Origin of the sequence: Streptomyces deccanensis (genome assembly GCF_022385335.1) — a bacterium.
GTDB lineage: Bacteria > Actinomycetota > Actinomycetes > Streptomycetales > Streptomycetaceae > Streptomyces > Streptomyces deccanensis.
On record NZ_CP092431.1, the window covers coordinates 4,989,792 to 5,003,777 of the forward strand.

Below are 13,986 nucleotides of genomic sequence, written 5' to 3' on the forward strand. Positions count from 1 at the left end.
GTCAGCTATGTTCAATGGTGATCACGCCCCACCGCCCTGGGTGGAGCGCAACGAAAGGAAGCAACTCCCATGGCACGCATCCGTGTTGGCCTGCTCCCCACCTCGTCGTTCATGGTCGGCACCCTGCCGGTACCGAAGTACGCGGACCAGGAGAAGACGCAGTTCGCCACCGACCGTGAGACCGGCGCGAAGCTCTACACGATCACCCTCTTCTTCATGGAGGAGGACCGTGCCGAGGCTCTGAAGATCACCGTTCCGGAGACTGGCCTGCCCAACGGCCTCCGTCCGGGTGTCCCGGTCATGCCGGTGGAACTGTTCGCCACTCCGTGGGCGCGGATCTTCAATGGCTCCCTCTCCGACGGCATCGCCTACCGCGCGGGTCGGCTGGACCTGGTGGCCCCTGCGGTCGAAGCGGCGTGAGCGACACCGTTCGCCGGTCCGGCGCTGAGCGCAGCTACCCGCTGCCTCACGCCGGGCCGGATGCCCGGTTCACCGAATCGCTCGTGACCTCGGTGGCAGCCGTGCTCGTCGGCTATGGCTATCCCCGCCTCGCCGCCTCGGCGGATCGGGCAGCCCTCGAATCGGCCCTCGCGGCCTTCCTCTACAACCCGATGGAGTGCAACGCATGAAAGATCCGAACGCCCCGGCGGAAGGGATCTTCGGTCACGTCCCGATCATCGTCGCCCTGGTGTTGGCCTCGCTTGTCGGATGGGCGCTCTGGTGGGTGGTCCGCTACGTGCGCGCCGACGCCATGACCCGGCAGTCCATACGGCAGGCCGTACGCGTGCGGTGGGGCTGGAAGCGACTGGCACCGATGCTCAAGCTGTCGGCCACGGACAAGACCCCGACCGCGCTCGCGTCGCTGGCGAACACACAGGGCAAGCCCAACAAGCCCCGCGTCCTCATCCCGGCCCTGAAGGTGAAGCACGACGCATACGGAGTGATCGCGCGGGCACAGTGCCTGCCTGGCGTCGGACTCCAACAGTTCCAGAAAGCGGCTCCGCACCTGGCGGACGCCTGGCGGTGCACACGAGTGGCGGTCACCCAGGACAAGCCTGGGCAGGTCCTCATCCGGGGTGTGCGACTGGATCCACTGAAGTTCCCCACAGAGCACCACCCCTCGGGCGACGCACCGGAAGAGACGGCCCGGTGGGATCTGGGCCTGGACGAGTACGCGCAACCCGTATCCGTGAACCTCACGCAGGTGCCCGGCGTGACCGTGGCCGGCCTTCCCGGCTTCGGCAAGACCAGCCTGATCAACCGGCTTCTCTCCGACTGGGCACCCTCGCCCGCAGTGCAGTTCGCCTGCGCGGACGGCAAGGTGTCCGCTGCCTACGAAGGCGACTACGCCGACTGGGTCCAGCGGATGTTCGCCTTCGTGGGCGACGACTTGGAAGCGGCCAACAAGTTGTTCCGGCACCTGGTGGAGCTCCGCCGCGCACGGTCGGCGTCGGTGCGCCAAGTGCTCGGGGTGAAGTCCATGTGGGACGTCGGGCCCTCCGAAAGCTGGCCCTTGGTCGTGCTGATCGTCGACGAAGCCCACACCTACTTCCGCGACCACAAGGGCAGCGACCAGCAGACGAAGAAGCTGGCCGCGCTCGCCGCCGAGAACGCCCGGCTCGTGGAAGACCTGGTGAAGAAGGGCCGGTCCGTGGGTCTGCTCGTCATCCTCACCACTCAGAAATCCACGGGCGACGCGATCCCCACTTTCATCCGCGACGTCTGCCCCGTCGGCCTGAGCTTCGCTCAGAAGACCGCCGAAGCCGCCGTGGCAGCCCTCGGTGACGAGATCCGGGAATGGCCGGACGCCAACCCGATCAACCTCCAGGACCCCACTTACGTCGGCGTCGCGTCCATGAACCACCAGTCGCAACCCGGCTTCACCCGCATCCGCACGCCCTACGTGCCCGACGCGGAAGCGGCTCGCGTCGCCGAGCAGACGGCCAGCCTCACCGCCGACCCGTACGCCCTCCTGGAAGCCCTCCTCGGCCCTCGCATGGCGGACGCGGATCTCACCAAGCTCGACGCCTGAGCAACCGGACCGACCGCGCTCGCACGTTCCCGACACTCCAGGAAAGGAGGTGAAAACCCATGACAGAGGACCGGATCACTCAGCGCACCATCACCGCCGTCATGATCCTCATCGCTGCGCTGGCGTTTGTCTTCTCCTTCGGCAACGTCTGGTCCCTTGCCCTGCGCCTCGGCGTCCCCGGCCCGATCGCACCGCTCATCGCCCCGATGGTGGACCTGTCCGTGGTCGGCCTCCTGGTCGCGCTCCGCTACCTCTCCCTGCGCGGCCTGCCCGCAGACCAGATGACGGCCGCCACCCGCCTCATGCACTTCTCCGGACTGCTGACCCTCGCCCTCAACGTCGCAGAACCGATCGTCGCCGGACACTACGGCCGCGCCGCCGTCGACGCGGTGGCCCCGCTGCTCCTCCTCGGCTGGGGCTCCGTCGGCCCGCAGCTCCTGCGCGCCTTCCACACCGTTGCGCGCCCTGCCATACCGGCCCCCCAGCAAGACAAGATCGAGTCCGTACCAGAGAAGGCTTCTGACGCGCCCCGCCCTGCGGTGCCGCTCGCTACGGCCCCGGCCCCGGTCGCTCCTCGCATCGCCCCAGTGCCCGCCCCGACTGCGGTCAAGGTTCCTGAGCCGCTGCTGACCGAAGCCCGATCCATCGCAACGTCCCACCACACCGAGCACGGCGAACCGATCACGGCGGCCCAGCTCAAGACACGACTCGGGATCGGCCTGCCCATGGCCACCGCGCTTCACGCCGCGCTGTAGAACTCCGCCCTTCCGCCGGCTTCTCCGGCACCTCCCATCGTCGCCCGCCCCTGGGCCCGACTCGCCATGCCTGCGGGCAGCAGCCCGAGCGCACTGAATCGCTGCTGCCCGCAGGCCCCCACCCTCGCGCCAGAGAGGACACCCCGCCACCCATGCGCCGCCCCCTCGACCTGCGCCACGTCATCAGCCCCGGCCTGCGGGACCTGGTCGAACTGGCCAACACCGACGACTTCGACCGCGTGACGGAACAGGTCCGCGACCTTCGCGGCTGCACCAGTCCCGTCAACCTGCACGGCTGGACGATCACCACCGACCAGACCACCAAGCAAGTGATCCGCTCCTACCGCTCCGAGGACGAACCCTCCGGACGCCTCCTCACCACCTGCGGCAACCGCCGTGCCTCCCGCTGCCCAGCCTGCTCCCGCCTCTACGCGGCCGACACCTATCACCTGATCAGGGCCGGACTGTCCGGCGGGAAGAACGTCGCCGAAGCCGTCCGCGACCACCCCCGCGCCTTCGTCACCCTCACCGCCCCGTCCTTCGGCCCCGTCCACAACCGCCCCACGACCCACACGGGCAAGCCCCGCCCCTGCGCATGCGGCGAGAGCCACCCCCAGGACGCTCCCGAACTCGGCACCCCGCTCCGCCCGGCAAGCTACGACTACACCGGTGCCGTGTTGTGGAACGCGCACGCCGGGGCCCTGTGGGCTCGCTTCACGATCTATCTACGTCGTGCCCTCGCCGAGCACCTCGGCATGACGCAGAAAGCACTCAACGCGGCTCTCCGCGTCTCGTTCGCCAAAGTCGCCGAGTACCAGCAACGCGGCCTGGTCCACTTCCACGCGGTCGTCCGCTTCGACGGTCCCGACGGCCACACCACGTCGCCCCCGGCCTGGGCCACGTTCGACGCCCTACGCGTCGCCGTCGGCCTGGCGGTCGAGCGTGCCCAGCTCACGGTCGATTCGGACGCGGTCGGCGAACGTGTCATCCGGTGGGGCGACCGGTTCAAGGTGGACCAGATCTCGGCCCTGGGTGACGGCGAACTCACTGACGCCAAGGTCGCCGGATACGTCGCCAAGTACGCCACGAAGAACGCCGAGGGCGCGGGCACCGTGGACCGCACCCTCGTATGCCGCCCCTGCGCCGGACGCGGCTACGTACGCGGCCCCGACCGCTTCCGCGACCTGTGCGACGACTGCGACGGCACCGGCCAAGCCGAACCGCTCACCGATCTCCCCGTCCAGCAGCACGCACGCCAGATGATCCGCACTGCATGGGCGCTCGGCCACCTCCCCGAGTTCGCCGATCTCAAGCTCTGGAAGTGGGCCCACATGCTCGGCTTCCGCGGTCACTTCTCCAGCAAGTCACGCGCCTACTCGACCACCCTCGGCGCACTCCGCGACGTACGCCGTGCCTGGCGCACCGCTCAAGCCGAAGCCGCCCGCATCCGCGCCGGCCTCCCCGTCGACGACGAGAACACCACCCTCGTCACCGCCTCGTCGTGGACCTACCTCAGCAGCGGCTACCGCCCCGGCGAAGAGCTCCTCGCCGCCCAGGTCCGCCATGACCTCGCCTGGAGCCAACAGCTCAAGCATGAAAGGGCTCTGCCTGCATGACGACCGCCGTGCTCACCGTGGACCAGGTCGCCGAGCGTCTCGGCATCAGCCGCTGGAAGGTCCACGACCTGATCCGCTCCCGCGAACTCGCCTCCTTCAAGATCGGCCGCTGCCGACGCATCAGCGCTACCGCCGTGGACGCCTACATATCCCTCCGCACCGAACAGGAAGCTGCCTGATGGCTCAGCCGAAGAAGAACGCCAACAACGAGGGCACCATCTACCTCCGCAAGGACGGCCGTTGGGAGGGCAGCGCGTACGTCCTCACGACTGACGGCACGTACAAGCGGCGCAGTGTCTACGGCAAGACCTGGGACGACGCCCACGAGAAGCTCACCAAGCTCAAGGCCAACTCCCTCAGCGGCCTCCCGGTGGCCACCAACAAGATGACCATCGCCGAGTACCTGACGTACTGGCTGACGCACGTCGCACAGGGCAAGGTCCGCAGGACGACCTACGTCAACTACGAGTCCCTCGTCCGCAACTACGTCACCCCGGACTTCGGTCGGAAGAAACTGGTGCGGCTCACCGCCCGCGACATCCGAGCCTTCCTCGCGAAGACCGCCGTCACCTGCCAGTGCTGCGCGCAGAACAAGGACAAGAAGCGGCCGGAGCACAAGCAGCGATGCTGCGCCCTCGGCAAGTGCTGCAAGAAGCTCCCCTCTGACAGGACCGTGCGCTTCCTCCTGGTGATCTTCCGGGCCGCCCTCCAGCACGCCGTGCGCGAGGACGAGCTGCCCCGAAACGTGGCCCGGAACGTGGAACTGAGCATGGGCACGAAGCGCGAGATCGAACCGCTCACGGCCAGAGAGGGGCGTCAGCTTCTGACGGCGGCCCGCGACAACCGGCTCTGGGCTGCGTACGAGCTGGCGGTCCGCATCGGCCTGCGGCGGGGTGAGCTGCTCGGTCTGCGCTGGTCGGACGTAGATCTCCTCGAAGGTGTACTCACCGTCCGGCAGGCCCTTCAGAGGGTCGGCGGCGAGCTGCTGATCGTCGCGCCGAAGACCCAGCGCTCGGCCCGTCGCGTGGCCCTGCCGTCCGAGTGTGTGACCGCGCTCCGTGCTCAGCGCGCGCAGCAGATCGCCGACCGTAAGGCGGCGGGCAACAACTGGACGGGGACGGGGCAGGGCCTGGTCTTCACCACCAGGAACGGCACCCCCATCGAGCCACGCAATCTGAACCGCTCCTTCGAGGCGCTCTCCATCCGGGCCGGCGTCCGCAAGGTCCGCTTCCACGACCTGCGCCACACGTGCGCGTCCCTCCTCCACGAGCAGGGCGCCGACGCCCGCATGATCATGGAGGTTCTTGGTCACAGCTCGATCCGGGTGACCATGGACATCTACACCTTCGTGCGACTCGACTCCCAGCGCTTGGCGTTCGACCGCGTCGGGGATGCGCTGAAATAGCAAGAACGCCCACTCCGCCTATCGAGGCCCGCGCCAAGCAACATCGGCGCGGGCCTCTGCGTCCTACCGGCAGCCTCCGGGCGGACACGGGTTGTAGCAACCGCCGGGCGGGCATCCACCCTTGTCACCGGGGTAGTAGTCCTCTCTGCTATCACCACTACCGCTGCCACCGCTGCTGCCGTCGTCCGCAGATGATCCGTCGTCGGGGTCGACGTAATCGGGCTCGACGTAGTCCGGATCGTTCGTGGGGTCCTTGTAGAGCCCCTTCGCTGATGGACACGCCTCGCCGTTGTCCACGGCGTGCAGGGTGACGTCTGGTTCATACGGCAGGGCAGTCCCAGCCTTGACGCTCTGGAAGCACACCTTCCAGCTCGCGTAGTCACCATCATCGTTGTTCGTGTCGTAGGCGGCCTCGTCCTTGTAGGCAGCCTCGATGTCTACGTCACCGACAGCATGCCGCAGCTTCTCCACTGCTTTGGCGTACGTGATGCCCTTGACGTTCGGCATCTTGGGCCAGGGAATGCGTCGGCCGTCCTTCTTCGGGCACGGTGCCCCGTCCGGGACGGCAGCGAAGTCGACCTTGCTCAAGGTCGCTTTCTCGAAGCACACCGTCCAGTCCCCGCCTGGAGCCTCGTCCTGATTGCTGGCGTCATGGACAGCAACGCTCAACCCGCTCTGTCGTGCTCTCTCCGAGGCACTGTCGACGCTCTTCCCGACCTGGCTCCCGGGCCGGCCCGGTGTGGCCGTGACAGTGACCGTCGCACCCGGCGCCGCTGCCACGTCCTCACAGTCATCGCCACAAGAGCTGAGTAGCAGCAGAAGCAGCACCACGGCCAAAGCGCTTACGCCACCGAACCATCCCTTTTCACCTCTGGTCATTGCCAATGCGGTGATACCCCCCTGGTGCCCATGATCGACCCCCGGGAGCCCCACCGGGGTGCGGGACTGCCGTCCATCCGAGACATCCGCCAGAAGGACGGCGTGCGCACGTCACCTTCAGCAGCGGCCAGGGCATGACGATCCGCGCGTATCGGGTTCTATCGGAACGAGAGAGGTGATGGCAACAGATGAGACGAAAGCGGCAGCCTGAGAGGCTTCCCTGTCACCGCGCGATCCACGGTTGCCGTCAAACGCTGCCGTCAACGCAAAAGCCAGAGGCCCTGTGGATCACTCCACAGGGCCTCTGGTCTGCTGTGCACTCGGCAGGATTCGAACCTGCAACCTTCTGATCCGTAGTCAGATGCTCTATCCGTTAAGCTACGAGTGCTTGTTCTGTTTTCTCGTCGGTCCCGGTCCTTTCGGCCCGCTCGCGGCGACAGGAAGAACATTACATGACTGCCGTCGCCATGTGAAATCCGTTTGCTGTACCCCTTGTGACCTGGGAAAACGCCTCACAGAGGCGGTCTTGGGGAGGGGGCGGGAACGACGAAGCCCCGGTCGCGTGGACCGGGGCTTCGTGATCAAGCGCGGAGGCGGAGGGATTTGAACCCTCGATGGGATTGAAGTCCCAAACCGCATTAGCAGTGCGGCGCCATAGACCGGACTAGGCGACGCCTCCAGCACAACCGCCCGCGCGAGCGCGAGTGGTGCGTGCAGATGATGACACAGCCGGGTGGGCTGTCACCAATCGCCTCCCACGGTACTAGGCGGAGAGGCCGCAGGGCAAAGCCGTACGGCGGTGTCGGGAGCGGTGCGACGCACCGTCCGGCGCGGGGCGGACACGGCGCACCACGGCGCCGCAACCGCGGGGCGGGCATGGCGTTAGTCAGGTCATGTTGCAGAGCCTCTCCGGCGCCGGAGCACGCCCGAAGTCGCCCACCGCGTCACCCACCGCGCCGGCCCCGGCGTCACCCACCGCGTCCCCCGCCCCCCACCCGACGCCCCACCCCGCCCCACAACACCCCACCCGCCCCTCCGTCACCCCGGGGCGGATGTGCCTCGGGGCCGTCGCCTCGCTCGCCGCGGCCGCGGTCGGCACGCTCGCGCCGGTGGCGCCGGACGCGTACGCCGCCGAGCCGGTCTCGCGACCCTCGCTTCCGATGCCGACCCCCGCCGTCGGCCCCGCGGCCGCCCCCGGGGACCGGTTGACCGTCACCGTGCGCGAGGCCGGCGGCGGGGCGGACGGGACGTTCGAGCTGCGGTGCCATCCGGAAGGGGGCACCCACCCGGACGTACGGGAGGCGTGCGGGCGGCTCGACCGCCGGACGACCTGGGGCACGGATCCGTTCGCGCCGGTCCGGTCCGGCACCGTGTGCACGATGCAGTACGGCGGACCGGCCACCGCGCATGTGACCGGGACCTGGGCCGGCCGCCGTGTCGACGCCCGCTTCGACCGCGGCGACGGCTGCGAGATCGCCCGCTGGGACGCCATGGTTCCCGTACTGCCGGACCTCCGCGCGTAAAGAGGAGGGGCGCGAAACCAGCCACTCCCCGAGCGACGTGGACACTCCCCTCCACGCCCGCGCACAGCCCGTACGTATGTGCCTCCGTCAAGGTCCTCCGGCAAAACACACGGTCACGGCACCCCCGCCCGCGCGGTCACGGCATATCCGTATGTTCGGTGTGCGACCTCCCTCTCATCCGGCGTCGCGAGCGCAACCTCTGCCCGTAGACTCCCTCGCGTGACACGTTGCGGGCCGGTTGGCAAGATGGCCATGGGCCCAGCGGTCGGCAAGGTGCGGTAACAGGGAGGAAGCGTCTCGTGAGCAGCAGGCCATCCCGAGGCGCTGCTCGCCTCGCAGCCATACTGGACGCGCTGCCCGATGCGTTGGTGCTGGTCAACGCCAATGGGACCGTCGTCAACGCCAACACGATCGCGCTGGAGGCCTTCGAGGCCCCGGGGACCGCCCTCGTGGGGCGCGGTCTGCTCGATCTGCTGCCCGAGTTCGACTCCCGGCTCATCCCGGGCTCCATGCGGCGGCCCGACACCATGGACCCGACGGGCCGGACCAAGCCGACCCGGATGACCGCCCGCCGGACCGACGGCAGCGAGTTCCCGGTCGAGGTCACAAGCGCGAATCTGGAGAACGGCCAGCAGGCGTACGACGGTTACGGCTACGCCAATGACGAGCTGCTCATGCTGGTCGTACGGGATCTTTCGGGCACCGTCGACACCGAGGCCGAACTCGCGCGTTCGCAACGGCAGACGGAGATGATCCTGCGGGCCGCCTCCGAGGGGGTCGTCGGGACCGACACCGACGGACGGATCGTTCTGGTCAATCCGGCGGCCGCCCAGATACTGGGTTATCGGGCCAGTGACCTCGGCGGACGCGAGCTGCACACGCTGGTGCTGCACTCCCGCGAGGACGGCGCCCCCTTCCCGTACACCGAGTCGCCGCTCGCGGACACCCTGAAGTCCGGGCGCAAGCACCGGGTGCGCGGGCAGGTGTTGTGGTCGAAGAACGGCGAGAAGGTGTCGGTCGACCTGACGACCGCGCCGGTACGCGACGGCGATCAGCTCGTCGGCGCCGTGATGACGTTCACCGACCGGCGGCCCTACGACAAGCTCGCCGAGGAGAAGGACGCCGAGGCCGAGACGCACGCGGAGGAGCTGGAGCGGCTCGCCAAGGAGCACGCCGAGGAACTCGCGGGCGTGCGCGAGGAGCACGCGGCCGAGCTGGCCGAGCTCAGCGAGCAGCACGCCGAGGAACTCGCCGCCGGGGACGAGCGGTACGCGGCGCTCGGGGAGCGCGAGAAGGACCGCTACGAGGCGCTGGCCGCGCGGCACGAGCAGTTGCTCGCCGTGCTCGGCACCTCGCTGCGCGGCCCGCTCGACCAGCTCCGCAGCGAGCTGGGCACCCTCGCCGCCGACGACGCCGGGCAGCTGTGGCCCGAGGCGAACCAGGTGCTCCACCATCTGACCGCCGGGTATTCGCGGATCACGACCCTCATCGACAACGTGCTCGGCTACCAGCGGATCGACGCGGGCGAGGACGACCTCGTGCGTACGGCCGTGATGCTCGACGCGGTCGTCGCGGCCGGTGTCGACGGGGCCGTGGAGCTGGTCGGGCCGGGGCGGGTGCAGTTCGCCGTGCACGCGCCGCCCATCGAGGCCGAGGTGGACCAGGTGCGGCTCGCGACCGCCCTCGCCCACCTCATCGCTGATGTCGCCGGCGTCGACGCGACGGGCAACGCGCCCATGTCCACCGGCGGCTACATGGACAACACGGTCGTCGTGGCCGCCGCGCAGCGCGGCGAGGTCGTGCGGATCGAGGTGCGCGGGCCGTACGCCGGGGGAGACCCGGTGCATCAGCCGATCGTCCAGGGGATCGTGCGGGCGCACGGCGGTGTCCTCCAGACGGTCGAGGTGCCGGGCATGAGCGGCAGCGCGTATGTACTGGAGGTGCCGCTCGGCGGTGGTGCCGGCGCGGTGCCCGCCGCTCAGCTGCCCGCCGTGACGGATGCCGAGGTCGATCCCGGGGCGATGGCCACCGGTGCCCCGGCCACCGGTGCCGAGGTCGCGCTGCCCGAGCAGGCCCCCGCCGGTGGTGGGCGGCGGCGGGCGCGGCGTTCGTCGGTGGACGCGTTCCTGGACAGCGAGGACGCTCCCGAGGCCCGGGAGGGCGAGGCCCCTGTCGCCCCGACCGGACGGCGTCGCCGCCGGGCGGAGGACGCGGCGGGTGCGCCGGGCGCGGCCGGCCCCGGTGAGGGCGCCGGGCCCACACAGGGCGCCGAGGCCGAGGGCGCCGGGGGCACCGGGCGGCGACGTGGACGTGCCGCCTCGGCCGAGCAGGCCGGTGAGGGTGTGGCCACCGAAGGTGCCGTCGTCACGGCGGCCGAGCACGCGGCGGGTGCCGCTGCCGCCGCCACCGGGCTGGGCGGAACCGTGCCGCCGCAGGGTGTGCCCGCCCCCGGTGGACGGCGCGCGCGCCGGGAGCCCGCCGCGCAGAACGCGTTGCCGCCGGCCCTGGCCGCGGGGCCGGTCCCGGTCCCCGAGGCGACCGACGCCGCCTCCGCCTCCGCCGAGGCAGGCGGTGCCCAGCAGCCCACCGGCCGCCGTCGTCGCGCCCTCGGGGGTGGCGAGGAGCGTGCCGCCGCGCCCGAGCCGGGTGCGCGAACCGTCTTCGCCCTGCCACCGGCCGAGGCCGACCGGGGCCCGGAGTACGCGGAGGCCGCCGGCCTCGGCCCGGTCCCGCTGCCCGCGGCGCCGGGTGCCCCCGGCGCGCCCATGCCGATGCCCCTGCCCGCCGGAACCACCGGAACGGCCGGGCCCGCGCAGGACGGGGAGGGGTACGAAGGCGAGGGCGGCCAGGGTGCAGCCGCCGCTGCCCCGCCCGGGGTTCCTGCCGTCGGCGGACCGGTGCCGGTGGGAGGGCAGGTTCCCGGGGGTGGGCCCGTGCCTCCCGGGGGAGTCGCGCCCGTCGGGGGGCCGGTGCCCGCCGCTGGTGTCGGGCAGCAGTTCACCGGTGTGGGACAGCAGCTTCCCCAGAACGGTCCGGGGGCGCCGGGTGGCGTCGCGGGGCCGGGTGCGGGGCAGGCCGCCGACGCGGGGCAGATGGCTGGGACCGGTGTGGCGGCCGGTGCCGGTGACGCCGCCGGTCTCGGGCAGGTGCCCGGCGGTGGCCAAGTGGCCGCCTCGGGGCCGGTGTCGGGTGCCCCGGCCGGTGGTGGCGACGACGGTCGCCATGACGCCGCGCTCCACAACCCCGGCGACGACCACACCCCGCCGCAGCCGCACCCGGTGCCCACGCCCACGGGCCGCCGCCGGGCGGTACGGCAGCCCGCCCCCCAGCAGGGCGAGGGCGCGGGCGCGATGGCACCCGGACAGCAGGCTCCGGCCCAGGCCGCTGCCGCTTCCACTGCCGCCGCCGCTCAAGGCATCCCCCCGCAGGGAGGACCCGGGCAGCCGGTTCCCGTCCAGGGCGCGCCGATGGCCGCCGCGCAGCCCGTCTCCGCCCAGGGCGTCCCGGGTGGCCCGCAGGCCGTGCCCGCACAGGGGGTCCCCGGCGGACCGCAGCCAGTGCCCGGCCAGGCCGGTGGGGTGGCTCCGGGTCAGCCCGTCCCGGCGGGGATCGCGGCCGCGCAGTCCGTCGCTCCGCAAGGGGTACCGGGCGGCGCCGCTCAGGCAGCCGCCGGACAAGCCCTGCCTGGACAAGCCCTTCCCGGACAGGCCCTCCCCGGGCAGCCGGCGACCGGGCAAGCGGCCACCGGGCAGCCTCTCGCCGCACAGGCCGCTGTCGCCCAGCACGCCCCGGGGCAGCCCGCCGTCGGACAACCCGGTGCCGTGCAGGGAGTCGTCCCGCCGCAAGGGGCACCCGGTGGCCGACAGCAGGTGCCCGCGCAGGCCGGAGCCCTCGGGCACTCCGTCCTCGTACCGGGAGCGCAGGGCGTACCGGGGCTCCAGGCCGTCCCGGGGGCGCAGGGCGCGCAGCCGGTCCCGGGCCTCGGCCAGCCCGCGCCCGCCGTAGGGATGCCCGCGGCAGGGATGCCCGGCGTCCAGCAGCCCGCCCCCGCTCAGGCCGCCGGCCCCGGCGTGGCCCAGCCGCAACAGCAGCCGCAGTCCTGGCCCGACCCCCGCCACGAGACCTCCGGCGCCGGTATCCCCGTAGCCGCTCCCCAGGCACCGCTGCCTCCACAGTCCACTCCGTCCTCGGGCACGCCGCTGCCGCCGGAGGTCGCGGTCCAGCAGCAGCCGCGCGCCGCACAGCCGTTGCCGGCCGAAGCAGCGCCGCCGGTCCAGGCCGCGGCCCAAGCCCAAGCCCAGGTTCAGGCACGGGCTCAAGCTCAGGCCGCTCAGGCGCCCCCCGCACCCGCACCCGCCCCCGCCCCCGCTCCCGTCGACCCCAACTCCACCCAGGGCCGGTCGATCAGCGTGCGGACGCTGGGCCAGGGGGTCCCCTTCTCCCGCCAAGGCGGTCCCCAGGTCCAGGTCCCTCAGGCCCAGGGGCAGGCACAGGCACAGGCGGCACAGCCCGGCGTACAGGCCGCCGCGCAGACGCAGGCGCAGCCCCAGGCCGGGTCCACGCCCGCCCCGAACCAGCCCGGCGGCTCCGGCAGGCGCCGCAAGCTGGGGACACCGCCCCAACCCACCGGTGACCGCCCCGAGACGGCCGCGCGCCCCCACCCGCAGTCCACCCCGACCAACGGCACGGGCCTTCGCCTCGGTACCGGACAGACCCCGCCCCCCGGCCAGGCCCCGGCCCAGCCGCAGACGGCCGCGCAGGTGTCGCAGCCCTCGCTCGCCGGCCAGGTCCCGCTCCCGGCGCAGCCTTCGCTCGCGGGCCAGGTCCCGCTCCCGCCGCAGCCGTCCGTCGCCGGGCAGTCCCGGCTGGCGGGCCGTACGGAGGGTGCCGGGCGGTCGTACGCCATAGGGGCGCCCGACGAGAACGCGGACGAAGGTCCCGAACCGCTCGACGGGCCCGGCGGCGCGGTGGAGGTCCCCGATCGGCCGCATCCGCAGCCGATGGACGACGAGTTGCCGCCGGAGCCGCTCGACAACCCGCGTCGGCTGCTGGTGTGGCCCGCGCCGGACGTGACGACCCACCAGGCGCTGAGCGACCGCGGCTACCGGCCCGTCATCGTGAACTCCCGCGAGGACGTGGACGCCCAGATCGCCGCGTACCCGGCCGCTCTCTTCGTCGACCCGCTGACCGGCCCCATCACCCGCACGGCACTGCAGTCGCTGCGCCAGGCCGCCGTGGCCGCCGAAGTCCCCGTCCTCGTCACGGCGGGCCTCGGTCAGGCGACACGTGAGGCGGCGTACGGGGCCGACCCGGCGATCCTGTTGAAGGCGCTCGCGCCGCGCGACTCCGAGCAGCACCCGCCGCGTGTCCTGCTCATCGAGGAGCACGCGGAGATCGCGCTCGCCCTGACCGCGACGCTGGAACGCCGTGGCATGCAGGTCGCGCGGGCGGCGTCGGACGCGGACGCCGTCACCCTCGCCGCGCAGATGCGGCCCAACCTCGTGGTGATGGACCTGCTCCAGGTGCACCGCCGCCAGGCCGGGATCATCGACTGGCTACGGGCGAACGGCCAGTTGAACCGCACCCCGCTCGTCGTCTACACCGCCGCCGTCGACCAGTCCGAACTCCCGCGCCTGGCCTCGGGAGAGACGGTCCTCTTCCTCGCGGAACGCTCGACGAGCCCCGAGGTCCAGACCCGAATCGTGGACCTGCTGGCACGAGTAGGTACGAACTGAGCTCGCTGAGCATGACGTCGGGGCGATGTTTCACGTGAAAC

The 13,986-nt window shown here is 71.5% G+C and carries 10 protein-coding genes and 2 tRNA genes; 9 read left to right on the forward strand and 3 right to left on the reverse strand.

Going from position 1 to position 13,986, the window contains the following annotated elements; genetic code table 11:
- The first annotated feature begins 69 nt into the window (after positions 1–69).
- The 7 genes from L3078_RS22265 to L3078_RS22295 all read left to right on the forward strand — a co-directional run bounded on the left by L3078_RS22265 (position 70) and on the right by L3078_RS22295 (position 5,808).
- Positions 70–420, forward strand: a complete 351-nt coding sequence (locus L3078_RS22265) for an SCO3933 family regulatory protein (RefSeq protein WP_239755739.1) — start codon at positions 70–72, stop codon at positions 418–420.
- Positions 417–629 (forward strand): hypothetical protein, encoded by a 213-nt coding sequence (locus L3078_RS22270; RefSeq protein WP_239755740.1) that lies wholly within the window; start codon positions 417–419, stop codon positions 627–629. The genes L3078_RS22265 and L3078_RS22270 overlap by 4 nt, the downstream gene beginning before the upstream one ends.
- The gene (locus tag L3078_RS22275) at positions 626–2,032 is read left to right on the forward strand and encodes an FtsK/SpoIIIE domain-containing protein (RefSeq protein WP_239755741.1); all 1,407 of its coding nucleotides are present in this window, start codon (positions 626–628) and stop codon (positions 2,030–2,032) included. Before L3078_RS22270 ends, L3078_RS22275 begins: the two co-directional genes overlap by 4 nt.
- A 59-nt stretch (positions 2,033–2,091) precedes the next feature.
- Entirely contained in the window at positions 2,092–2,787 is a 696-nt protein-coding gene (locus L3078_RS22280) for a DUF2637 domain-containing protein (protein ID WP_239755742.1), read from the forward strand.
- Between the two features lie 152 nt (positions 2,788–2,939).
- Positions 2,940–4,403, forward strand: a complete 1,464-nt coding sequence (locus tag L3078_RS22285) for a replication initiator (RefSeq protein ID WP_239755743.1) — start codon at positions 2,940–2,942, stop codon at positions 4,401–4,403.
- A complete protein-coding gene (locus L3078_RS22290) occupies positions 4,400–4,582 on the forward strand; it encodes a helix-turn-helix domain-containing protein (protein WP_037725985.1) in 183 nt (60 codons plus the stop codon). Before L3078_RS22285 ends, L3078_RS22290 begins: the two co-directional genes overlap by 4 nt.
- Positions 4,582–5,808, forward strand: a complete 1,227-nt coding sequence (locus L3078_RS22295) for a site-specific integrase (RefSeq protein WP_239755744.1) — start codon at positions 4,582–4,584, stop codon at positions 5,806–5,808. The genes L3078_RS22290 and L3078_RS22295 overlap by 1 nt, the downstream gene beginning before the upstream one ends.
- Positions 5,809–5,871: 63 nt before the next feature.
- Here the strand turns inward: L3078_RS22295 and L3078_RS22300 are convergent, their stop codons facing one another.
- From L3078_RS22300 to L3078_RS22310, 3 genes are all read right to left on the reverse strand, one after another.
- A complete protein-coding gene (locus tag L3078_RS22300) occupies positions 5,872–6,687 on the reverse strand; it encodes a PASTA domain-containing protein (protein ID WP_239755745.1) in 816 nt (271 codons plus the stop codon).
- A 315-nt stretch (positions 6,688–7,002) separates the two neighbouring features.
- Positions 7,003–7,075, reverse strand: a tRNA-Arg gene (locus L3078_RS22305).
- Positions 7,076–7,275: 200 nt separating this feature from the next.
- Positions 7,276–7,366: transfer RNA gene (locus L3078_RS22310), tRNA-Ser, on the reverse strand.
- Between the two features lie 214 nt (positions 7,367–7,580).
- Between L3078_RS22310 and L3078_RS22315 the strand changes: the two genes are divergently transcribed.
- Together L3078_RS22315 and L3078_RS22320 are read left to right on the forward strand one after the other, a co-directional pair.
- Positions 7,581–8,210 (forward strand): SSI family serine proteinase inhibitor, encoded by a 630-nt coding sequence (locus tag L3078_RS22315; protein WP_338059516.1) that lies wholly within the window; start codon positions 7,581–7,583, stop codon positions 8,208–8,210.
- A 299-nt stretch (positions 8,211–8,509) separates the two neighbouring features.
- Positions 8,510–13,945: a PAS domain-containing protein gene (locus L3078_RS22320; protein ID WP_239755746.1), complete on the forward strand. Its 5,436-nt coding sequence runs from the start codon at positions 8,510–8,512 to the stop codon at positions 13,943–13,945.
- Positions 13,946–13,986: the final 41 nt, after the last annotated feature.